Source organism: Streptomyces sp. NPDC052109 (genome assembly GCF_040680195.1).
Taxonomy (GTDB): domain Bacteria; phylum Actinomycetota; class Actinomycetes; order Streptomycetales; family Streptomycetaceae; genus Streptomyces.
Window position 1 is genome coordinate 251894 of record NZ_JBFAWF010000010.1, and the last position, 21328, is coordinate 273221.

17 protein-coding genes and 1 pseudogene are annotated in these 21328 nt (G+C 71.4%); 10 read left to right on the forward strand and 8 right to left on the reverse strand.

The features are described from left to right. Positions 1-58 precede the first annotated feature (58 nt). Together gntD and AB0L59_RS22190 are read right to left on the reverse strand one after the other, a co-directional pair. On the reverse strand, positions 59-1066 hold the full coding sequence (gntD, locus tag AB0L59_RS22185; RefSeq protein ID WP_365586243.1) for a guanitoxin biosynthesis L-enduracididine beta-hydroxylase GntD: 1008 nt from the start codon (positions 1064-1066) through the stop codon (positions 59-61). Between the two features lie 17 nt (positions 1067-1083). Next, complete coding sequence (locus AB0L59_RS22190) at positions 1084-3696, reverse strand: amino acid adenylation domain-containing protein (RefSeq protein WP_365586246.1); 2613 nt, start codon at positions 3694-3696, stop codon at positions 1084-1086. A gap of 608 nt (positions 3697-4304) precedes the next feature. On the opposite strand from AB0L59_RS22190, the gene AB0L59_RS22195 reads away from it, so the two are divergent. Then, positions 4305-5525 (forward strand): helix-turn-helix transcriptional regulator, encoded by a 1221-nt coding sequence (locus tag AB0L59_RS22195; RefSeq protein ID WP_365586248.1) that lies wholly within the window; start codon positions 4305-4307, stop codon positions 5523-5525. A gap of 61 nt (positions 5526-5586) precedes the next feature. On the opposite strand, the gene AB0L59_RS22200 is transcribed toward AB0L59_RS22195, so the two are convergent. The 3 genes from AB0L59_RS22200 to AB0L59_RS22210 form a co-directional block, all read right to left on the reverse strand. After that, positions 5587-7494 (reverse strand): hypothetical protein, encoded by a 1908-nt coding sequence (locus tag AB0L59_RS22200; protein ID WP_365586249.1) that lies wholly within the window; start codon positions 7492-7494, stop codon positions 5587-5589. After that, positions 7494-8759 carry a helix-turn-helix transcriptional regulator gene (locus AB0L59_RS22205; RefSeq protein WP_365586252.1) on the reverse strand — a complete coding sequence of 422 codons (1266 nt, stop codon included), beginning with the start codon at positions 8757-8759 and terminating at the stop codon, positions 7494-7496. The genes AB0L59_RS22200 and AB0L59_RS22205 overlap by 1 nt, the downstream gene beginning before the upstream one ends. A 388-nt stretch (positions 8760-9147) precedes the next feature. Further along, the gene (locus AB0L59_RS22210) at positions 9148-9351 is read right to left on the reverse strand and encodes a hypothetical protein (protein ID WP_365586254.1); all 204 of its coding nucleotides are present in this window, start codon (positions 9349-9351) and stop codon (positions 9148-9150) included. A gap of 471 nt (positions 9352-9822) precedes the next feature. On the opposite strand from AB0L59_RS22210, the gene AB0L59_RS22215 reads away from it, so the two are divergent. From AB0L59_RS22215 to AB0L59_RS22255, 9 genes are all read left to right on the forward strand, one after another. Continuing rightward, positions 9823-10923: a GNAT family N-acetyltransferase gene (locus AB0L59_RS22215; protein ID WP_365586256.1), complete on the forward strand. Its 1101-nt coding sequence runs from the start codon at positions 9823-9825 to the stop codon at positions 10921-10923. Further along, a complete protein-coding gene (locus AB0L59_RS22220; RefSeq protein WP_365586259.1) occupies positions 10916-11293 on the forward strand; it encodes a nucleotide pyrophosphohydrolase in 378 nt (125 codons plus the stop codon). The genes AB0L59_RS22215 and AB0L59_RS22220 overlap by 8 nt, the downstream gene beginning before the upstream one ends. Beyond that, entirely contained in the window at positions 11290-11964 is a 675-nt protein-coding gene (locus AB0L59_RS22225; RefSeq protein WP_365586261.1) for a hypothetical protein, read from the forward strand. Before AB0L59_RS22220 ends, AB0L59_RS22225 begins: the two co-directional genes overlap by 4 nt. Continuing rightward, complete coding sequence (locus tag AB0L59_RS22230; protein WP_365586263.1) at positions 11961-13247, forward strand: hydroxymethylcytosylglucuronate/cytosylglucuronate synthase; 1287 nt, start codon at positions 11961-11963, stop codon at positions 13245-13247. The genes AB0L59_RS22225 and AB0L59_RS22230 overlap by 4 nt, the downstream gene beginning before the upstream one ends. A gap of 14 nt (positions 13248-13261) precedes the next feature. Beyond that, complete coding sequence (gene blsE / locus AB0L59_RS22235; RefSeq protein WP_365586266.1) at positions 13262-14254, forward strand: cytosylglucuronate decarboxylase; 993 nt, start codon at positions 13262-13264, stop codon at positions 14252-14254. 55 nt (positions 14255-14309) lie between these two features. Next, a complete protein-coding gene (gene blsF, locus AB0L59_RS22240) occupies positions 14310-15248 on the forward strand; it encodes a CGA synthase-related protein (protein ID WP_365586269.1) in 939 nt (312 codons plus the stop codon). Between the two features lie 53 nt (positions 15249-15301). Beyond that, positions 15302-16465: a DegT/DnrJ/EryC1/StrS family aminotransferase gene (locus tag AB0L59_RS22245; protein WP_365586272.1), complete on the forward strand. Its 1164-nt coding sequence runs from the start codon at positions 15302-15304 to the stop codon at positions 16463-16465. Positions 16466-16533: 68 nt separating this feature from the next. Then, positions 16534-17781, forward strand: coding sequence for an MFS transporter (locus AB0L59_RS22250; protein ID WP_365586274.1), 1248 nt, complete (start codon positions 16534-16536; stop codon positions 17779-17781). A gap of 317 nt (positions 17782-18098) precedes the next feature. Continuing rightward, positions 18099-19718 carry an ATP-binding cassette domain-containing protein gene (locus AB0L59_RS22255; RefSeq protein ID WP_365586276.1) on the forward strand — a complete coding sequence of 540 codons (1620 nt, stop codon included), beginning with the start codon at positions 18099-18101 and terminating at the stop codon, positions 19716-19718. Between the two features lie 21 nt (positions 19719-19739). Here the strand turns inward: AB0L59_RS22255 and AB0L59_RS22260 are convergent, their stop codons facing one another. The 3 genes and pseudogenes from AB0L59_RS22260 to AB0L59_RS22270 all read right to left on the reverse strand — a co-directional run bounded on the left by AB0L59_RS22260 (position 19740) and on the right by AB0L59_RS22270 (position 21049). Beyond that, the gene (locus AB0L59_RS22260) at positions 19740-20174 is read right to left on the reverse strand and encodes a VOC family protein (RefSeq protein ID WP_365586279.1); all 435 of its coding nucleotides are present in this window, start codon (positions 20172-20174) and stop codon (positions 19740-19742) included. A gap of 179 nt (positions 20175-20353) precedes the next feature. Further along, positions 20354-20527 carry a CsbD family protein gene (locus AB0L59_RS22265; protein WP_365586281.1) on the reverse strand — a complete coding sequence of 58 codons (174 nt, stop codon included), beginning with the start codon at positions 20525-20527 and terminating at the stop codon, positions 20354-20356. Positions 20528-20633: 106 nt separating this feature from the next. After that, positions 20634-21049: pseudogene (locus AB0L59_RS22270) on the reverse strand (ATP-binding protein). Positions 21050-21328: the final 279 nt, after the last annotated feature.

Below are 21328 nucleotides of genomic sequence, written 5' to 3' on the forward strand. Positions count from 1 at the left end.
TCGGTCTCCCACCGCCGGCCTCGTCGCGGGCAGCGCCGGACGCATCGGATCCCCGGCCTCAGCCGATCACTCGGCAGGAGGACGAGCGGCGCAGACCGCGCGAAGCGCGAAGGTTCCTTGTCACCGTGAGCTTCTTGAGCCAGCGGTCACGTCCGTCGTACCTCGCGCGGAAGGGACGTCGGCCGTGCACCGCGGTGAAGTTGTCGACGTAGACGATGTCGCCGGGTTCGAGAACGACGTCGTACTCGGAGACCATGAGCTTCTCGCAGATCTCCTTGAGCGCCTCCTCGGCCTCGGGGTCGGTCCCGGAGGTCGTCATGTAGAAGGGGTCGAGTCGCAGGTAGGGCTCATCGGGGTGACCGAAGAGGACGGCCACGGGCTCCGGGTTGTCGCGCAGCTTCTGGATCTCCGACAGTCCGAAATGGGACCCGTCGTCCTCGACCTGGCCCAGGTGCTCGGTGTCGGGATAGATCACGTAACGGGGCTCGAAGAGGATCTTCTTGGCGTCTTCGCTGAGCTCGACGTCCCGGATCGAGGCGACCGTCGTGGGAACCCGGTCGAGGTTACGGATGCAGAGCAGGCCGACATAGTCGCACCGATAGGGATGGAACGCGTCCTCGGTGTGCCACCCGAGCAGGACGTCACTGCTGTGGCCGCTCTGCTCCTGCTCGACGCCCGGCAGGGGCAGGACGTTCTGGATCAGGCTGCCGTTCTGGAGGGTCGACCAACCGTAAACCTCGCCGAGGCACATGCCGGTGAGCGCGAGGAACAGTTCCTCCCTCCGCAACGAGTCGGCGTGGGCCCAGCTCAGCGGGGTGGGCTCGATCGCGTCCGGGTCCAGGCGGAAGCCTCGGATGGCGAACGCGCTACCGGTCTCCGCGTTGCGGAAGGCGCTCAGCGCCTCGCGCAGACCCGCGGGGACGCCGGCCAGATACCGCCAGGCGAGGTCGTACAGGTCACCGGACCTCGGGTCGTGCCCCGCTCGCACGATGTCGTCGATGACGGCGTCGAACGCCTTGATGTCTTCTTCGCTCAGTTCATAGGTCACGAGCGTCTTGGGGGGCATGCGTGTATCCGCCTCTCTCACTTAACGGCTTTGACGGCGACCATCGAGTCGGCCCACCAGTAGGTGCAGTCGCTCGGCGGTGCGAGATCACGCACCACCTCCACCGAGAACGAGGAGAAATGCCGGAGCAGGCTGCGCTGGTGGGAGCGTCCGACGGTGTCGATCTCGTTGGTGTAGTAGGAGAAGACGCCTCCGGTCCGAAGATGGGCGGCGGCCGCCTCGAAGAAGTTCTCCGCGTAGTTGGTGCTGTGCACGACCGTGTCGCGATACTCGCGCTCGTTGGTCGGATAGGTGTCGAAGAAGATCGCGTCGAACTGGCCGAGCTGGTCGATCACGTCGTCCCAGAACCCGCGCACCAGCCGGATGTCGCGGTCCGGGTAGCCTTCGCGCCACCGTTCGAACGCGCCGATGACGTCCTCGTTCGGCTCGATGACCGTGTGGGAGGCTGCCCCGAACTCCTGGATGAAGGTGGCCGAGATTCCCATGCCGAAGCCCACCTCCAGCACGTGCCCATGGCTCTCGGTGACGTGGGCCGCCATCGCCCGCATGAGCGGGCGCTCCCAGTCCTGCATGACCTCCTGGCCCTCGATGACCAGCTGCGAGGGTGTGTAGCGAGCTCCGCTGCGATCCCAGGACCCGTTGATGGCAGGTCGGTCGACGCCGCGTTTCTGCGACGCGACGAGCCGGTCCAGATGCTCCAGGTCCGACTGGAATTCGCTGAGGGAACGTTCCAGCATCCAGGTGCGACGGTGACTGATCGGCGTCCCGAGGAATCCTGGATCGCTGACCGTGACCGTCACGTCGAACGCTGCGGAACGCGTCTTGAAGATCTCCTCGGCGGCGGGACGGGCGGAGTCGCGCCGTACCAGGGCATCCACCAGCTCCGTGAGATCCGACAGACGGCTGTGCTGCATGAGTTGACGCAGCGGAACCCGGACTCCGAACACCGCGGCGATCCGCGCACTGAGACGTGAGATCTTCAGCGAATCGCCACCGAGATCGAAGAAGTCGTCCCGCCCGGTGGCTGGGGCAGTGCCCAGCAGCGACTCCCAGATGTCCGAGAGCTCGGCTTCGGTGCGAGAGAAGGACCGGGCCCCCGTCGGGTCGGCGACGATACGCCCCGCAGCGGGCAGCGCCGCCCGGTCGACCTTGCCCCCGGGCGTGAGAGGCAGCGCGTCCAGCGTTGCCCACTTCGACGGGACCATGTGGTCCGGGAGCCGCTTGCGGAGGTCCTCGGCGAGCTCCCGCAGATCCACCTCCCCCACGACGTAAGCCGTGATCGCGACCTCGTCGCCGTCCTTTTCGGCCTGCGCGTGAGCCGCGCGGACGCCCGGACGAGTACGCAGGGCGTGCTCCACCTCGCCGAGTTCGACCCGGAAGCCACGGATCTTGACCTGGCCGTCCCGCCTGCCGTGGAACTCGAGAACGCCGTCCGGCCGCCTGCGGACCATGTCCCCGGTCCGGTACATGCGTGTACCGGACTCACCCGCGAACGGGTCGTGCAGGAAGCGGGCGGCGGTCTCCTCGGCGCGGTTCAGATAGCCGGCGGCGACTCGCGGCCCGGAGATGAACAGTTCCCCGACAGCGCCGTCCCCGACGGGGTGCAGCTGTTCGTCCAGCACATGGACACGGGTCCCGGGGAGCGGCGACCCGATCGGGACCGACACTGACGGGTTCTTCCCCTCAGCCATCGCCGGAGTGACCGGGTACACCGTGGCGGTGATCGTGCCCTCGGTGGGTCCGTAGCAGCAGATGACGTCCGCCGGAACGTCCTTGGCGAACCACTCCTGGAGGTCTCCGTAGCGGATGACGTCATTGCCGATGTTCAGCAGCCGCAGGGTGTGCAGCCGGGGATCGCGGCGTTCGACGTGGGGGAGCGTCTCGCGGAGGTAGGCCGGAGAGATGTCAGCCACCGTGACGCCCAGCTCCGCGATCTTGTCCGGAATCTCCTGCGGCATCCAGAAATCGGCGTCGGGCAGGACGAGCGTGGCCCCGCTGAGGACCGCGAGGCCGACCTGCTCCAGTGACACGTCGAAGACCGGGCCCGCCAGCATCAGGATGCGATCGCCGGAGCCGCAGCCGTAGACGTCCCGGACTGTCGTCAGGTGGTGGAGGAACGCCTCGTGGCTCACCATCACGCCCTTGGGCGTACCGGTCGAGCCCGACGTGTGGATGATGTAGGCGATGTCGCGGGCGTCACGCGTATCAGGCGCCGCCACCGCCGCGAACGACGACGGGCGTTCGATGCTCAGGCCTGGACCGATGAGTGCGTGGACCTGTGCGGCTTCGACGATCGTCCGCCGGCGCTCGGCCGGCTGGCCCGGATCGATCGGGACGTGGGTCCCGCCGGCCCGGAAGACGGCCAGGAGCGCCACGAAATGGTCGATCGAGCGCGGGACCTCCACCGCGATCCGCGTTCCTTGCGCGACGCCCAGGTCTCGCAGCCGGATCGCGAGCCGCGTGGCCCGTTCGTCGAGTTCGGCGTAGGTCAGCACGGCATCGCCATGCTGGATGGCCGGCGCGTCGGGTGTGAGCAGGGCGTAGTTCGCCAGGTGGTCGGCGAGGGTCCTGGGGGCCGGCTGCCCCGGGCCGTCCAGGGGTGGTGCGCCACGTCGATCAGCGTCTGCCATCGTCCGGCGCTCCACGTGTGCATGAAGGGCTGACAATCGAGACCCTCCTCCGTATCTCCTGTGGTCCAGCGGCAGCGGTCGAGCCCTGCCACAGTTCCGCTTCAGCCGTCAGGAGCCCCCGGGCACGCATGGCTGGGAGTTCCTCGGCACTGAGATGATGTTGCTGCAGTTGCCAAAACGATGTCAACTCTTGACAACCTTACTTGCCTACGATGTGCCTGAGGGCAACGTGCCGTCGATCTCGACGAAGACCCCGTCCGGGCGCCGTCCATCCCGGGCGCGGGCGGCGCCGGCGCGGCCGGTGCGCATACCCCTGGCCGAACTTGGCGCACTGCCGACGAAAGGTCTCGTACGGGACCTCGATGCCACGCCCGAGCAGCGGGTGTTTGGGCTCGCGGCAGGAGCGGAGGGCGGGAAGCGGGGACCACGGCACTGTGGCGAGCTCGCGAAGCTCCATCACGGCGCGTGTCTTAAAGTAGGGGGTACAGACCCCTTAGCACGACTGTCGTGCCAGTCATTTCCAACAGCTTGCCAAAGTGGCAATGATGTGGAGAGTCCTGAGTGATCTGACACACGCCCAGCAAGCCCGCAGATCTGACGAGTGGAACGTGGAACCTCTGAAGCAGCCCGACTTCGGCCGCCGCCTCAAGCAACTGAGAACCGAGCGACACCTGTCGCAGGCGGCCCTCGCCGGTGACGGCATGTCGCCGGGTTATCTCTCCCGCCTGGAATCCGGCGCCAGGCCGCCCACCGCGCAGGTGGTCGCCTACCTCGCCCAGCGGCTGGACATCACCGAGGAGGAGCTCTCCGGAGAGCCGAGCGACGTCAGTTCGCTCGCACGGGCACTCATTTCCGCGACCTCCGCGGGGTCGGACGCGGCAGTGGAGGCATTGGCGGAACAGGGGGCCCTCGATCCCGAGGAGGACCCGCTGCTTCGCGCCCAGGCTCTCTGGCTGCTGGCCGACGTGTCAGGACGGACCGGACGCCGGGAAGAGGAACAGGACTATCTGGAACGCCTCGTCTCGCTCAGTGACGACCTGGGGCTCGATGACCTGAGGTGCCGGGCCCGGTCCCGGCTGGGCCGCTCCCTGCGGGCGACGGGAGCGATGCGTCGGGCGAGGGAGATCGCGACAGGGGCGTTGGAGATCGCTCGCGGCACGCCGCTGGGCGCGTCCGAGATCGCCGGTGCCCTGATCACGATGATCTCCATCGAGGCCGAGGACGGGCAGCTCACCACTGCCCTGTCCTACGCGGACGAACTGCGCGACCTCGTCCCGGAGGACAGGCCCGACCTGCGCATCGAGGCACTGTGGGCGTCGGCGACCGTCCGGGTCCGGCTGGGCGACTACGCGACCGCGGAGCGGCACCTGGAAGAAGTGCTGCAACTGCTCACCACGCACCACGATGCGCATCTCTGGCTCCGCGCCAGGCTCGCGACCGCCTCCCTGTACCTGCAACTGTCCCCGCCCAAGACGGAGCTGGCGCGCCGTCGGCTCATCGAGGTCTCCCACGCGGTCGAGATCACCGGGAACCCCCTGTACCGCCAGGAGATGGAGCTTCTCTTCGCCTACCTGGCCTATTACGAAGGCCGGCCGGCCGACGCCAGGGCGGCCTACCAAGCCCTTCACGACTCCACGCTGCTGCTCACCTACCGTGACACAGCGCGATTGGCGGCGCTCGACGGCCTGCTCCTCATCAGTGAAGGCAAGACCACCGAAGGTACGGAGACTCTCGAGCGCGTGGCGTCGAGCGCCCGTGACGAGGGCAGCTTGGATCTCGCCGCCGACATCTGGCGCCTCCTGGCCAGGGCACTGGCAGCACACCGATAGGTCGGTGTGGGTCCTGCCGGGGGGTCCGGGAACGCTGTCTCCGCGTCCGCGCGCCCGGGGATCAGCCCGGTACGACGCCGAAGTGGCGGCGGGCCATCGTCACGGCGAGGTCCTGCACGGCGTACGCGGTCAGGTAGTAGGCCTGGGGCGAGGTGCCGGCGGACAGGCGCAAGGTGAACTCGGCCTCGCGGTCCTCGTCGGGCGCGACGCGCATCCTGTGCAGGGCCGGCTCCACCGCGCAGTCGGCGCGCAGGTAGCGCGGAACGTGCACGCCGAGGCGCAGCGGGCCGGTGCGGGCGCCGCGAACCACCAGCCGTACCCGGAGGGTGCCGCCCCGGGGCACCTCGTCGTCGGCGTGGATCTGCACCGTGGGCGCACCGGGCAGGCGCAAGGAGACGTCCCCGCAGCGCGGGCAGATGACGCACTCGGTGTCGAGCGCGGTGGGCACCAGCGCCCTGCGGGTGTACCGCTCGGCGGGCCGGCCGCAGTGGCACCGCACCTGCGCCGCGGTGGACGTATCGATGCGGCTGCGGTCGCCGAAGTGGGCCGGGTAGTCGCTGATCTCGTTCTCCGGGTCCTCGGCGATCCGCGCGGCGATGGCCTGGTCCAGGGACTGCAGATCGTCCAGGAGGCCGCGCATCGTGCCGGTCTGGTCGCGGACCGCCAGTGAGCGGCGGGTGACCAGTTGCTCGACCTTGGCGGCGAGCTTGCCCAGCCGGGGACGCAGCGGGTTGCCGGGGGGCAGCAGCCCGCCGGCGAGGTAGGCGGTGAGGCGGGCCGAGGTGGTGAGGAGCAACGGCTCGGGGTCCACGGACGGCGGCTCGGGTGTGGGGCCTGTGTCGTCGGCGGCCATGCCGAAGTGGAGGTAGGCGGGGAAGGGCTGGGCCGTGGAGATGCCGGCGTTCAGGCTCGGGGCGGAGGGAGCTCCGCAGAGGGCGGCGTCCATCCAGACCCGGTTCTCCACGCGGTCGGAGTCATGGATGGTGACCGCGGCGACGACGTCCTTGGCGGTGCCGTCGATCGCGTTGAGCATCAGCTGGAACTTCGGGTCGTAGCCGGCCGCGTCGGCGAAGGGAGCGTTGTTGCACGAACTCAGTACTATCTCGGCGGCGCGGACCTCGCGCAGCTGGATCAGCTTGTCCATGGGCTTGTAGCAGGTGGGGCCGTAGGCGCAGGCCGGGCCGAGCAGCCGTGGGGCGCGCGGGACGGTCTCGTTCAGGCCGCACACGGTGAAGTCGGCGAGGTTGATCGAGTCGTCCTTGCCGTGGCCCTGGAAGAGGATGCGCCTCCAGCGGGCGCCGAGGATCTCGGTCTTGATGTCCTCGCTCTCCATGTCGCGTTCGTCGCGCAGGTGGATGCCCGCCGGGGCCAGGGGGCGGTCGGTGGAGGTGTACAGGCCCAGCCGCCGGACGTCCGCGGCGACGCGGGCGTACTGCTTGGCGGTGAACCAGGCGAGGGACGCGGCGTCACGGCCGGTGAGGAAGGTGATCGCCACGTCGGCGCGGCGGGCGGCGGCCAGCAGGGCGTCCCACAGCGGGTCGAGGGTGAAGTGCTCGTACAGGCCGGCGACCACCAGGGAACCGCCGGTGCCCTCCTCCTCGTCCGGCGCCCGGTGTCGCGCGCCGGGTTCGTCGAAGAGCGCGGCGGTGAGTTCCTTCTCGTCGAGCCACTCCTCGGCCAGGGGTGCGAGCAGTGCCGCGAGCCCGGCGGGCAGGGTGCCGGGGCTCAGCAGGACACCTCGTGCGTGGGGGGCCGGGCGGCGCACACCCGCGTACACCGTGGCTGCGCGCCCGACGGAGGCGACGAGGTCCGCGCGGCCACCGGTCCACACCGGGACGGTCGCGGGCGAGGGGTCGGTGAGGAACTCCTCGACGGCCGCGGTGTACGCCGCCGGGTCGTCCAGCGTCAGGAAGGGGGAGGAGGCGGGGTCCGCCGTCCCGTCGGCGTCGGCGTGGAGGGCGGACTGCATCAGCGGGTGACGCCTTCGTGGAGGTTCGAGGGCTTCCGGAGGCTGGGGGCGGCCTGCCTGTCCGAGGCCCAGGCCAGGGTCTCGGCCAGCGTGCGCCAGATCTCGGAGGCCAGGTGGACGTTGGAGGCGCTCTGGGCCTCCTGGGCGAGTTCCTCGATACGGCGGACGCCGGCTTCGCGGTCGCCCTCGAGGATGCGGATCTGGTGGGCGAGGACCTCGAGCCGGATCCGGTCGCGGAAGGTCAGCTGCGGCAGGGCGTCCGTGAGCTGTTCGCACAGCGCCTTGGCCTGCTCCAGGTCCCTCTGGTGGAAGGCGAGGTGGGCCTTGATGACGAGAAGTTCCTGGCGGTGCAGCGGGCCTCCGAAGAGGTACAGGACGCGTTCCGCCTCGGCCAGCCACCGTTGGGCCTCGGCCACCCGGCGCGGGATCATCTGCAGGTACAGGGAGGACGCGGCCAGCCGCAGCCGCAGCATCAGTTCGTCGTGGCTGGGCAGTTCGGTCAGGGCCCGCTGCAGCAGCTCGGCGGCGCCCGGGTAGTCACCCTGGCGGATGCGGACGTTGGCGGCCGACCACAGGGCCTCGGCACGCAGCACGGGGGGCAGGACGTCGATCGGTTCCAGCAACTGGTCGGCGAGCCGGCGCGCCTCCGTGATCAGGCCCGACTCCGCCTCGAGCGAGACGAGCACCAGTTGGGCGCGGATGGTGTCCGCCACCGGGACGGCCCCGTGGTCGGTGGTACGGAGGGCGGCCCGGGCGACGGCGCGGGCCTCGTCGATGTCACCGACGGCCCGCAGGCAGCGGGCGAGGAGCGTGCGGGAGCGCACCTGGAGGGTGGACACCTCCAAGCGGTCGCTGAGCTCGGTGAGTTCGCGTGCCGCGCCGAGTTCGTCGTGGCGCTTGCCCTGCTTGGCGTGCAGCTGGGCCAGCTTCCACAGGGACAGCCAGCGCAGGGAGAGATCCTCGCCGCTCCCGGCCTGGACCGCCTCGCCGAGCAGCCGGATGGCGTCGTCGGTGTCGTCCGAGGAACTGGCGGAGGCGAGGGCCTGGCCCAGCAGCGAGGTGTGGGTGCCCTGAAAGACGGACGCGGGCACGCCCAGCCGCCGGGTGAGGTGGTCGAGCACCTTGGCGGTCGGGCGCCGGGCCCCGGACTCCAGGCGTGACAGATACGCGGTGGACATGCCGCCCTCGGCAACCTCGGCCTGGGACAGGCCCCGCTCCTGTCTGAGGGTCTTCAATAGCTGTCCGAACTCGGGTTGTTCGACCACTTAGCCATCCCTGCCATCCCTGAGCCTGCTGGTCCCGTGAACGGAACCATCTTCAGTGCGGGACACAGGGTTGTCAACACTTGGCAACCCTGGCCGGTGAGGGGTCGGCCGTCCGGGCAAACCGGGCCGGCCGACGGGGCCGCGGACCGTGTCAGGTCCCGCCCGGACACCGCTCCCGCCCGGTGAGCGGGGCCGGCCGCGGATGTCCGGCGCCCGCTCACCGGGTCATGAGCGGCGATGGCGGCCGCCCGCCGGGCAGGCCACGGCCCGCCGCACCGGACGCCGCGCGCAGGCCGGCCCGGCAGCGCGGACGCGTCCTTCGAGGCCGGTCGCCGCGCCCCGTACCGCTCAGGGCGCGCAGCCCTTCCGCGAGCGGGCGCCCCGCAGGTCACGGCCAGTCGATGCGGCCCGCCAGGGCGTCCGTGGCGGACCGCGCGCTGACGTCGTGCGCGCCGTGGAGCGGCCAGTCGATCCTCACGTGCGCGGCCCGGACCGTACGGCCCTCGGTGCCGGCGTGGACGGCGGTCGCGCCGAGTGCGAGGACGGCGGTCGACAGGACGGCGGTGGTGGTGCGGCGACAGGCGTTCTTCATGAGTCTTCCCCCGGGATGTCGAGTGGTGGTGTCTGTAGGCCCACCGGAGGCCGGTGAGTGCGCGGTCGGACCGGCCTGGAACGGGGAGTCCCCGGAAGCCGGCGGCGGCCGCTCGGTCAGCTCGAAGCTAGATCACTTGCCAAAGATTGACAAGCCTCGACGAGCGATTGACAAACTTGTCCGGCCACGCCTAGCGTCCTGTCACGAACAAGAGCCGCGGTGATGGCCGAGGCCCTGTCCCGGATGTCTCGGCGCCCGCCGCAGCGGGCCCCCGCGGTGACGACAGGGCGCATGTCCCGCGGCAGACGGCGACCCACGATGCGGAGTCCTCCCATGGCACCGACCGCCGGCTGAGAAGACCGTGCCCACCCGGGACATGCGCACGCCCCGCGCCATGCGGGGTCCTCGGCCGGACGGCACCTGGTGTGAACAGCGACAGCAGCCCGGCGACCAGACCAAGGTGATCACACGGTGACAGCCCTGACCCACACCCCCCTCCCCACGACTGAGCCGTCCCGGGCCGGTTCCCCGCGCACCCGCGCGGCCGGCGAGGACGACCGGGACTTCCTCAGGTCCCTCTTCACCAGCACGCTCAGCCCGTTCTACGACGGTGACCACGCCGCGCACGCCGATCGCGTCCTCGATGCGCACCTCGCCTCCGGACGCGACCCGTTCGGTCACTTCTCCCACTCCCAGCGCACCTTCCTGCTGTGTTCGGACGACACACCCGATGCCGAGCGGCTGGGTGTGCTGCACATGGTGGTCAAGCGGCAGGGCACGGTGAAGATCAGTCCGCTGATCCTCGTGCCGGAGCACCGCAGTCGCTCCGGGCTCGGCACCATGCTGTTGCGCGCGGCGGAGGACTTCGCCCGCGAGGCCGGCGCCCGGCAGCTCTACTGCACGGTCGCCGCCGCCAACACCGCCGCGATCGGCTTCTTCCTCCGGCACGGCTTCGTGCCGGCGGGCGGCGCGCCCGGCCAGTACAAGTCGGACAGCACCGAGCACATGCTCTACAAGGACCTGACCCCGCGCACGGAGCCCGCCGGGGACGACGGCACCGGCGTCGTGAGCGGCGTCCGCGTCCGCCTCTTCCGGCCGCAGGACGCGCCCGGGCTGCGCGAGCTCGTGCTGCGCGCGATGCAGCCCGCGTACCGGGGTGTGGACGCGGACTGGGTGGACGCGCTGATCGCCGGGCACGACCGGCGCCACCACGGTGATCTCAACCAGAAGTACAAGATCATCTACGTGGCGGTGGACGAGACGGGCACCGTGCGCGGAGTGGCCGCCGCCGGCCCGAAGAAGGGCCTGTCCGTCAAGCTGATGCCGCTGTGCGCGGACCATCCGGCCGTCCTCGCCCAGCTCCTGGACCAGCTGCCCGACCTGTACCGCGGGCTCGGCCGCAAGCTCTACACCCACCAGCCGCCGGATCCCGCCGTCACCGCGCTCATGCAGCGCCGCGGCTGGTCCCTGGAGGGCCTGATGCCGGCCGCGTACCACCCCGACACCTGCACCGTTCAATGGGGCCTGACCCTGCCCGCAGCGCCGCACCGCACCGGAGACGCACATGAGTGACCTGGACCAGTACGCCGACGAACTGCACTCCTTCGTGGCCGCACGCGGCTGGGACGCCTTCCAGAACCCCAAGAACCTGGCGATGGCCCTCGGGGGCGAGAGCGGGGAACTGCTGGCGCTCCTGCAGTGGCTCACCCCGGAGGAGGCCGCGGCACGTCCCTACGAGGACCCCGAGTTCCGCCGCGAACTCGCCCACGAGCTGGCCGACATCCTCAACTACCTGCTGCGGCTGTCGCGTTCGGCCGGTATCGACCTGCTCGCGGCCGCCCGCGAGAAGCTCGCCCTCAACGAGCAGCGGTACCCGGTGGAGCTGGCACGCGGCAACGCCCTGAAGTACGACCGGCTGACCGAGACGGGTGACCAGGCATGAACGGCACCACTCCCCTGACCCCCACGTCCGCTGCCGCGGCGCACACCGCGGCCGGCCGGCGCGTCGGCGACGTCCCCGCCGGTGGCCTGCGTGTCTTTCTCGCCGCGCCGTTCGTGCAGTTCATCGATCCGGCCGATGGCGTGGTCCGTCCTCAGTGGCGGCAACGGCTGTCGGCCTTGCGTGAGGCACTTCTCGACGCCGGGCACGCAGTCTTCAACGCCCACCACAACGAGGGGTGGGGCGAGTGGGGTCTGCCCCCGCAGGAGTGCGTCCCCTCCGACTTCCGCGCGATGCAGTGCGCCGACCTGGTGCTCGCCTACCCGGGGACCCCGCCCTCCACGGGCGTCGCGCTCGAACTGGGCTGGGCCTCCGCGCTGCGCAAGCCCGTCGCCCTGCTGCTCGACCCCGGCACCGCCTACAGCCCGATGATCTCGGCACTCGGCGAGGTCTCCCCGGTGCTGCAGCTGCCGTTCGACGGCAGCTGGTCCGCGCAGTGCCTCGACGGCGCGGTCCACACCGCCCTGGACTGGGCGGCCGGTCTCGGCGTCCGGCCGGGGCCGTGGCGCGCACCGGAGCTGGACCAGGCCCTGGCCTACCACCGGCACGCGACGGACCGCCCCGGCACGCCCGCGGCGCAGCCGGCCGCGGCGGAACCGGTGGTGCCGGCATGACGACCGCACTGCGGACACTCCCCGCGTCCGCCGGGCCCGCCCGGCCGCCCACCGACGTGACCGTCGCCCTGTGCGGGGTCGAGTTCGGCTGGGGCAGCGCCGGAAAGCTCGGTGCGATCGTGCACGCGCTGCGGGCGAAGCTCGGCGATCACGTGCGCTTCGTCGGGCTCGGCTCGCGGCTCGGCCGTGAGATCGTACGCGGCCACGGTGTCGAAGAGTGGCACGACGTCGACCTCACGGACGCGCGGGCGCTGCGCGCCCTGGTGGCCGAGCGAACCCTGGACGCCGCCGTGTGCGTCCTGGACCGGGCCGCCGCAGTGGCGCTGGAGGACGCCGGCTGCCCCGTCGTGTTCGTCGACAGCCTGCCGTTCCTGTGGACGAAGGACGATCTGGACAGCCTGCCGCTGCGCGCCAGCGCCTACTGCGCGCAGCTGGTCCCCGGACTGCCGGGTCCGGCCTGGCCCGTGCTGGCCCGGGTGGAGAACCTTCGCTGGGTCGAGTCGGTGGTCGTCCCCGGGCCGGTCCGGACCGGACGCGGGATGCGGCGGGCCGGCGAACGCCGCGCGGTGGTCAGCCTGGGCGGCCTGCTGTCACCGCTGCTGGACGACCCCTCCGCCTACCTGTCCCTGACGGTGCCGGCCGCGCTCGGCGCTCTCGCCGCGTGGGGCACCCGGCAGGTCACGCTGTGCGGCAACGTGCCCGAGGGGCTGTTCGACAACATCACCGTCCCGGCGGGCCTGGACGTACGGAGCGGCGCCCTCGGCCACCAGGGCTTCCTGGCCGAGATCGCCGAGGCCGACGTCCTGCTCACCTCCCCCGGTCTGACCACGCTGCTGGAGACCAGTGCGCGCGGGGTGCCCGCGGTGTGCCTGCCTCCGCAGAACATCAGCCAGATCCTCAACGCCTCCTTCTACGCGCAGGCCACCGAGGCGCCGGTCGCCGAGTGGCCCGAAGAGGTGTTCCGCGCCGACGAGGTGCTCGACGCCCGCCTGGCCACGGCATCCGGTGACGTCTCGGACGGCGGTGGATCGCCCGGCGAGGACGCCGCCCTGGAACTGATCTACGGCGGGATCGAGCGTGCCGCCCGCACCCCCGCGCCGGTCCGCGCGGCCCTGACCGAGCGCATCGGCGCCTGCCTCGCCGCGGTGGAGCGGCAGCAAGGCCGATGGACCGCCCTGGCCCGGCTGGTCGGCACCGGCGGCGCTGCCCAGGTCGCCGACATCGTGCTGGCCACCGCGGCCCGCCGCGGCACCAGTCACCGTCCCGCCGACCTCCCTTCCTGAAAGGCTGACCGATCATGCAGGAACGACACCGGTACCTGTTCATCCGTGTGCTGGAGGCGTGCAACGCCGACTGCTTCATGTGCGAGTTCGCCCTGTCCCGGGACACCTACCGGTTCAGCACGGAGGACTTCGCCGAACTGCTGCCGGAGGCGGTGGCGAAGGGGGTGGGGTACGTCCGCTTCACCGGCGGCGAGCCGCTGATGCACCGGGACGTCGTCGACCTGGTCCGCATGGGCACGGAGCACGGCATGCGCATGTCGCTGATCACGAACGGCATGTTCCTGCCCCGCTTCGTCGACCGGCTCGCCGACGCCGGGCTGGCCCAGGTGATCGTCAGCCTGGACGGCTCCTCCGCCGCCACCCACGACGTCTACCGCCGCTCCCCCGGCATGTTCGACAACGGTCTGGAAGGGCTGCGCCGGGCGAAGGAGCTGGGGATCATCCCGCGCGTCAACTCCGTCGTGGGACCGCACAACTTCGCGCAGATGCCGGAGCTGCAGCGGGTGCTGACCGACCTCGGCGTCCAGCAGTGGGAGCTGTCCGCGATCAAGCTGGACCGCGAGATCCGCTATCCGTCGGCGGAGGAGGTCATCGCCGCCTGCGAGCCCATCTACACCGCCGACCCGGCCACCACGCTCGTACCGCTCGGCAAGCGCTTCTACGGCGACACACCCGAGGAGCAGAAGGCCTTCTTCGAGGAGTCCCTGCCGCCGCGCGCCGCGGAACCGCTGTGTCTGGTCACCGACGACGTGATCTACCTGGACGGCAAGAACGGCCGGATGTTCTCGTGCAGTTGCCTCCCGCACAAGGAGGGGGACGAGGGCCCCGGCGGCGCGCCGCTGCGCACCGACGACGGCAAGGTCATGCTCGACAACCCGGTCTTCCGCAGCCACGCGGAACTCTTCAAGCAGCAGGGTCCGACGATGTGCGGCGGCTGCTCCGCGACCGCCGCCGGCTACAGCGACGACCTCGCCCGCATGGGTGCCGTACCGGCCTGGAGCTACTGACGGCCCCGCCCTGCCCTCACGCCCGCGTCTGGAACCGACCGCGCCCGGAGCCACCATGTCCTCACCCACCACCGCCCCGCATCCCGCCCCGCCGCGGCTGCGCGTGCTCGCCGCCGCCCGACCCGCGCTGGAGTCCCAGGCTGCGCTGCGCCATGTCAGCGCCCACCTCACCGAAGTCGAGCTGACCGGTGATCCGGACGCGGGCCCCACCCCCGGCGCCGCCCTGGTGTGCGACGACGACGTGCTCGCCGCCCGCCTGAACGCAGCCGGCGTGCCCGTCGTGTTCGTCGCCTCCGGCGGCCCCCCGCCCGGCGGCACCTGGCCGCCGTCGGCCGTCCGCTGCCTGCACCGGCCCGGCTGGCTGGGCGGGCAGCGCGCCAAGGGCGTACACACCGTCGGCACGATCGCTCCGCCCCGGGCCGCCCGGGCGCGTGCGGCGCGCGGCGCGGTCGTCCATCTGTCCACGCCGGATCTGCACCCCGCCGACCACGCGGCCGTCGCCCGGGCGGGCGCGGCCCTGCGCGCCGCCACGGAAGCGGCACGGTACGACGGGAAACCGCTGCGCGGTGTGGTCCTGGACGCGCCGGTGCCCGCGCGGTCCGCCCTGCTGTCCGCGGCCGGAGAGGACACCGGCGCGCTGCCCGTCGTCGGGGTCGAGGAGGCCGCCACGGAGCGGCTGCTGGCCGAGGCGTCGCTGCTGGTCTCCTCGCCCCTGCTGACCGCCGTCAACCAGGCGCACGCCGCCCGGGTGCCGCTGCTGCTGCTCCCAGCGCTGGACGCGGACCAGGCCGGCCGGCTCGCCGGGATCACGGAGGGCACCGGCGTCGAGGTGCTCGACGCGGCCGCACCGGACGCCTCGGCCGACCGCGCCGTCCGCGGTGCCGACCCGCTCTGGAACCGCGTCTCCCGGGCACTGGAGCACGCCGGCGACGACCGGCGCGGCGCCCAGCGCGTCGCCCGTCAGGTCCGGCAGTTCCTGCTCGCCCCGTTCTGACGCGGCCTCTCCGCGCAGCCCCCTGTCCACCCACCTCGAACGGAAGCCCGCTGATGCTGCGTCCCTTCCCCTATGGCGCCAACTACCTCTCCCTGGAGGACACCCCCGAACTGCACCGGTCCCTCGACAACAAGGTCCTCTTCCGGTACAGCGCCCCCGCGCCGAGCAACGCCGACCTGCTGGAGGCGTACGCGGCCGAACGGCTCGGCGCGGGGCGGGCGCTGAGCGTGCCGAACGGCACACAGGCCCTGCGTGTGGCGCTGATGGGCACCCGGCCGCGGGTCGGCGACCCCGTGTACATCCCGGCGGTCACGTTCGTCGCGGTGGCCGGTGCCGTGCTGTCCTGCGGACTGGTCCCGGTCCTCGTCGACGTCGACGAACGGTTCGGCCTGGACGCCTCGCTGCTGCCCGCGGACGCGGAGCGAGTGGTGGTGGCGCACATGGAGGGCACCGTCGTCGACCTGCCCGAGCGGGTGCCGTACCTGGTCGAGGACAGCGCCCAGGCCATGGGCGGGCGCCACACGGACGGTCGGCATGCCGGAACGGTCGGCTATGCGGGCACGTTCAGCTTCCACCACGCCAAGATCCTCACCTCCGGCGAGGGCGGCCTGGTCGTGGTCCGCGACCCCGCCCATTGGGACGTCCTGCGCTCCTACACCGACCACGGCTCGGCCCGCGAGCAGGGCAAGTACCCGGGCTGGAACCCCGGCGCGTTCTACGGCGAGAACCTGTGCGCCAACGAGGCCGTGGCCGCCGTACAGCTCCAGCAGTTCCGGCGGCTGGACGAGATCCTCGCCTCTCTGGAGCGGCACTACGCCCTGACGCTGGAGGCGCTCGGCGAGCGCTCGGACGTCACCGTGGTGGCCAAGCGCCCCGGTGACGTCAAGACCAGCGTGCGGCTGCTGCTGGAGTCGCGCGATCTGCGGGACCGGGCCATGGAGCGGCTGGAGGAACGGGGCCTGCCCTGCTGGACCCTGGACAAGTACCTTCTGCCCGAGCACCCGGTGGTGGCGGGCCGGGCCTCGCTGTACGCGGACGGGTTCCCGTGGAACCTGGCCGACGGCGACGACCGTTACGCGCCGTTGACCCGGGACGGTTTCGCCGCGACGCGCGACAGGCTGGGCCGCACCCTGTGCGTACCGCTCACCCCGGAGCTCGACGAGGCGGAACAGATCCTGCTGGCCAAGGAGATCGCCGCCGTCGTCGCCGCGCTCTGAACGGCACCTGACCGCCCGGCGGACCGTCCCTCCTCGTGGACCGTCCCCACGAGAACCGAGAGAATGCCATGACCCACACCGCATCCGACAGCCGGCCCGATAAGCCGTCCACCGAAACCGACTCCGAGTCTCCGCCCGCCGGGAACCGGTTCCTCACCGTCCTGAGCGACAAGGCCATGCGCGCTCCACTGCTGTGGAGCATCGTCGGCCGGTTCCCGCTGTTCCTGGTCACGCTCGCCCTCGTCGTGTTCGCCACCTCGCGCGGCACGGGCTATGGTTCCGCGGGCCTGCTGCTGGCCTGCTACTCGCTGGGCGGTGCGGTGCTCGCGCCGATCGTCGCCCGCCGCGTCGACGTGCACGGCCAGACTCCCCTGCTCCTCCTCACCGGTGTCGTCCACCCGCTGGCACTGATCGCCCTGGTGTGCATGGCGCCCGACGCCCGCCTCCCGCAGCTGGTGTGCGCGAGCGTCGCGGGCGCCACGATCCCGCCGATCAGCGGCTCCGTCCGGTCGCTGTGGAGCGCGCTGCCCGCCGGCGGACGGGAGGCGGGCTTCTCCCTGGAGGCGGTGCTCAGCGAGATCTTCTTCATCGGCGGACCGCTGTTGCTCAGCGGCATCCTGTTCTGGGGGACCCCCGCCACGGCCCTGGTCGTCGGCGGGGTTCTGGCGGGCGTGGGTGCCATCGGTTTCGCCACCACGCAGTCCTCGCGCGACTGGCGCGCCGAGGAGACCGAGAGCGACCTGCTGGGCGCGCTGCGCTCGCCGGGCCTGGTCCGACTGCTGGCCATCCTGGTCTGCGCGGCCGTGTCCACGGGCGTGTTCAACCTGGCCCTGCCCGCCTTCGCCGAGGAACACGGCTCCGCGGACAGCGTCGGACTGATCTTCGGTGCCTGGGGCGTCGGCGGGGTCGTCGGCGGGCTCTGGTACGGCAGCCGTACCCGGGACTGGCCCGCAGAACGCACCCTCGCCATCGGTCTGCTCCTCCTGTCCGCGTTCACCGCACTGCCCCTGCTCGCCTGGGACAACTGGTCGATAGGCCTGGCCCTCGCCCTCGGCGGCCTGGTCTACGCCCCGGTGACGGCCGTGGAGTACGAACTCGTCGCGCGCACGGCCCCGTCGGGCGCCATCACCGAGGCCTTCACCTGGGTCATCACCGTGAACGTCGTCGGCTCCGCCCTCGGCGCTCAGATCGGCGGTCTCCTCGTCGGCGCCTACGGCACCTGGGCGGCCTTCGTCGCCGCGGTCGCCGCCCTGCTCGCGAGCGCCGCCGTCGCCTTCGCCGTACGCCACCGGTTCGCGGACCCGGCCGGCGCATGACCGCTCCCCGCCCCTCCCCGCCGCTGGTCGACGGACGTCCGGGCAGCTCGAACGCCGGGCCTGAGGGCCGCGATGTGGCCGAAACCATCTGCCGGATGCAAGCGGTGCCGGACCATGTCCGGTTGGGGGGCCTCGACCGGGCAGCCTGAGCGGATGCCCCGGAGGACCCGGGGGACACCCGGGCTCCGGCGGCCCGAAAAATAATCAGCAGCCGTCGACCAGGCCCACCTGGCACGGTGGTCCGGGAACCGCCCGCCCACACAGCGCGCCGGCGCACCCATGCCGGTATCCGTACAGCAGACAAGGACACAGCAAAGATGGGACATCTGGAGGCCTCTCACCTCGAGTACTACCTGCCCGACGGGCGCGCCCTCCTCGGCGACGTGTCGTTCCGGGTGGGCGAGGGAGCGGTGGCGGCCCTGGTCGGCGCGAACGGCGCCGGCAAGACGACCCTGTTGCGTCTGCTGTCCGGCGAACTGAAGTCGCACGGCGGCACGGTCACGTCGAGCGGCGGTGTCGGGGTGATGCGGCAGTTCGTCGGTTCGGTGCGGGACGAGAGCACGGTCCGCGACCTGCTGGTGTCGGTGGCGCCGCCGCGCATCCGGCGGGCCGCGCAGGCCGTGGACGCGGCCGAGCACCTGATCATGACGGTGGACGACGAGGCCGCCCAGATGAAGTACGCCCAGGCCCTGGCCGACTGGGCGGAGGCACGTGGCTACGAGGCGGAGACCCTGTGGGACATGTGCACCATGGCCGCGCTCGGCGTGCCGTACGAGAAGGCGCAGTGGCGTCAGATCCGCACGCTCTCGGGCGGTGAGCAGAAGCGGCTCGTCCTGGAGGCGCTGCTGCGTGGTCCCGACGAGGTGCTCCTGCTGGACGAGCCCGACAACTACCTGGACGTACCGGGCAAACGGTGGCTGGAGGAACGGCTCCGGGAGACCGGCAAGACCGTGCTGTTCGTCTCGCACGACCGGGAGCTGTTGGCGCGGGCCGCCCAGCGGATCATCGCGGTGGAGCCGAGCCCGGCCGGTTCCGACGTCTGGGTGCACGGCGGTGGTTTCGGCACCTTCCACGAGGCGCGGCAGGAGCGGTTCGCCCGGTTCGAGGAGCTGCGCCGCCGCTGGGACGAGAAGCACGCCCAGCTCAAGAAGTTGGTGCGTGACCTGCAGCAGTACGCCGCGCGCAGCGACGACATGGCTTCTCGTTACCAGGCGGCGCGGACCCGGCTGCGCAAGTTCGAGGAGGCCGGTCCGCCGCCGGAGCCGCCGCGCAAGCAGGAGATCCGGATGCGTCTGCACGGCGGGCGTACCGGGGTGCGGGCCGTCACCTGTACGCAGTTGGAGCTGACCGGGCTGATGAAGCCCTTCTCCCTGGAGATCTTCTACGGCGAGCGGGTGGCGGTGCTCGGCTCCAACGGGTCGGGCAAGTCGCACTTCCTGCGACTGCTGGCCGGGGAGGACGTGGCGCACACGGGCACGGTGAAGCTGGGCGCACGGGTGGTACCGGGGCATTTCGCCCAGACCCATGCGCATCCCGAACTGATCGGGCGCACCCTGGTGGACATCCTGTGGACCGAGCACGCCCGGGACCGGGGCGCGGCCATGTCGGCGCTCCGCCGCTACGAACTGGACCGGCAGGGCGACCAGGCCTTCGACCGGCTCTCCGGCGGGCAGCAGGCGCGCTTCCAGATCCTGCTGCTGGAACTGCAGGGAACCACCGCCCTCCTGCTGGACGAGCCGACCGACAACCTGGACCTGGAGTCGGCGGAGGCCTTGCAGGAGGGGCTGGAGGCGTACGAGGGGACGGTCCTGGCGGTCACCCACGACCGCTGGTTCGCCCGGTCCTTCGACCGCTTCCTGGTGTTCGGCAGCGACGGCCGGGTACGGGAGACGCCGGAGCCGGTGTGGGACGAGCGCCGCGTGGAGCGAGCACGCTGACGGAGCGCGATGCGGCGCTGTTCAGTCGATGCAGAACTCGTTGCCCTCGATGTCCAGCATCGGGATGCACGACTCGTTCTCCCCGTCGGCGTACAGCGTCTGCACGTGGGTCGCACCGAGCGCGACCAGTCGCGCGCACTCGGCTTCGAGCGCGGCGAGGCGCTCGTCCCCCACGAGCCCGGTGCCGACCCGGACGTCGAGATGCACCCGGTTCTTGACGACCTTCCCCTCCGGGACGCGCTGGAAGTACAGGCGCGGGCCCACGCCCGAGGGATCACTGCAGGCGGACCATGCGTCCCGCTTCTCAGCAGGCAGGGTGCGGTCGTGCTCCTCCCAGGTGGTGAACCCCTCGGGTGGCGGCGGCATGACGTAGCCCAGCACTTCGCACCAGAAGCGGGCGAGGCGCCCGGGTTCTGCGCAGTCAAAGGTGACTTGGAACTTCCTGATCTCTGGCATCGACGCACCGTACTGCGTACCACGGGGACCCTGCCGCTCGTTTTCCCGGGCGGATCCGTCCGCCACGGATGAGCGGGGCCGGCGCCGCCGGTTTCCGCGAGCGTGCAGGGAGAAGGGGCCGCCCCGGGTTCGTCCGGGGCGGCCCCTTCTCTCCGTCTGCTCCGGCCGGAGCGGCGGAGTCAGTGCTCGAAGGCGTCCTTGGCCTTCTCCTTGGCGTCTCGCGCGTCGCCCTTGCTCTTCTGGGCCTGGCCCTCCGCGGCCATGCGGTCGTTCCCGACGGCGGAGCCCAGAGCCTCCTTGGCCTTGCCCTCCGCCTGCTCGGTCTTCGCCTTGGCCTTCTCACCAGCAGTCATGGAACACGCCTCCTCTTGGCTCGTCGTGGCTTCCGTTGCCGTGCAGCACTCGTGCCCGCGCATCCTCGGCACAAACGAGGCACACGAGGCACACGAGGCACACGAGTCATGTCGCCGACGAGGGCAGCTGGAAGCAGGCGATGACGTCCTTGCCGCGGGGACAGCGGTGGGCCTGCCAGGTGTCCGCGAGAGCGTCGACCGGCATCAGGCCGCGGCCTCCCAGGGCACCGGCATCGGGACGGCGCTGCTCGGGCAGTTCGGGGGAGGCGTCGTGCACGGTCACGTGCGGGCACGACTCGTCCCACACGAGGACAACTGGGCCGCGCTACGGGCACGCTTGTGGGCGTTGGTGACCAGCTCGGACACGGTCAGCAGCACCGAGTCCACCAGGTCCGGGGCGGTGCGGAGCCACCCGAGCGAGGCCAGGTGGTCGCGAGTCCAGTCCCTGGCCTCCATCACCCCGCGGTTCACCGGCAGCGAGCGCGCCCAACCCACGGCTTTGAGCGACGAGTCGTCTCCCACTGCTTCCTCCTTCACCGACCGTAAGCCCATGGGGTGGGGGGCGAGAGGCTGATTCCGGCCGGTGCGGGGGAGATGGCCGGGAGACGCTGCGAGTAGACGACCGGTAGATGCAGGGAGATGGAGAGGGAGATTCGCAGGTAGATGCAAAGGGAGATGGCGTCTACCTGCGAATCGGGGCGTTCACGCGGCCCTACCTTCTTTCGCACGGCCCGGTCGTTCGCGACGATGGGGTCGCGCGAGCGGGGCAGGGATGGGTTTCATGCTGGCTGCCGTCGATGG

Excerpts from the sequence above, each read along its gene's own strand:
- blsF (WP_365586269.1), top strand. The coding sequence starts at position 14,310 with ATGTCCTCACCCACCACCGCCCCGCATCCCGCCCCGCCGCGGCTGCGC.
- AB0L59_RS22190 (WP_365586246.1), bottom strand. The coding sequence starts at position 3,696 with ATGGCAGACGCTGATCGACGTGGCGCACCACCCCTGGACGGCCCGGGG.
- AB0L59_RS22245 (WP_365586272.1), top strand. The coding sequence starts at position 15,302 with ATGCTGCGTCCCTTCCCCTATGGCGCCAACTACCTCTCCCTGGAGGAC.
- AB0L59_RS22225 (WP_365586261.1), top strand. The coding sequence starts at position 11,290 with ATGAACGGCACCACTCCCCTGACCCCCACGTCCGCTGCCGCGGCGCAC.
- gntD (WP_365586243.1), bottom strand. The coding sequence starts at position 1,066 with ATGCCCCCCAAGACGCTCGTGACCTATGAACTGAGCGAAGAAGACATC.
- AB0L59_RS22255 (WP_365586276.1), top strand. The coding sequence starts at position 18,099 with ATGGGACATCTGGAGGCCTCTCACCTCGAGTACTACCTGCCCGACGGG.
- AB0L59_RS22250 (WP_365586274.1), top strand. The coding sequence starts at position 16,534 with ATGACCCACACCGCATCCGACAGCCGGCCCGATAAGCCGTCCACCGAA.
- AB0L59_RS22230 (WP_365586263.1), top strand. The coding sequence starts at position 11,961 with ATGACGACCGCACTGCGGACACTCCCCGCGTCCGCCGGGCCCGCCCGG.
- AB0L59_RS22220 (WP_365586259.1), top strand. The coding sequence starts at position 10,916 with ATGAGTGACCTGGACCAGTACGCCGACGAACTGCACTCCTTCGTGGCC.
- blsE (WP_365586266.1), top strand. The coding sequence starts at position 13,262 with ATGCAGGAACGACACCGGTACCTGTTCATCCGTGTGCTGGAGGCGTGC.
- AB0L59_RS22200 (WP_365586249.1), bottom strand. The coding sequence starts at position 7,494 with ATGCAGTCCGCCCTCCACGCCGACGCCGACGGGACGGCGGACCCCGCC.
- AB0L59_RS22210 (WP_365586254.1), bottom strand. The coding sequence starts at position 9,351 with ATGAAGAACGCCTGTCGCCGCACCACCACCGCCGTCCTGTCGACCGCC.
- AB0L59_RS22260 (WP_365586279.1), bottom strand. The coding sequence starts at position 20,174 with ATGCCAGAGATCAGGAAGTTCCAAGTCACCTTTGACTGCGCAGAACCC.
- AB0L59_RS22265 (WP_365586281.1), bottom strand. The coding sequence starts at position 20,527 with ATGACTGCTGGTGAGAAGGCCAAGGCGAAGACCGAGCAGGCGGAGGGC.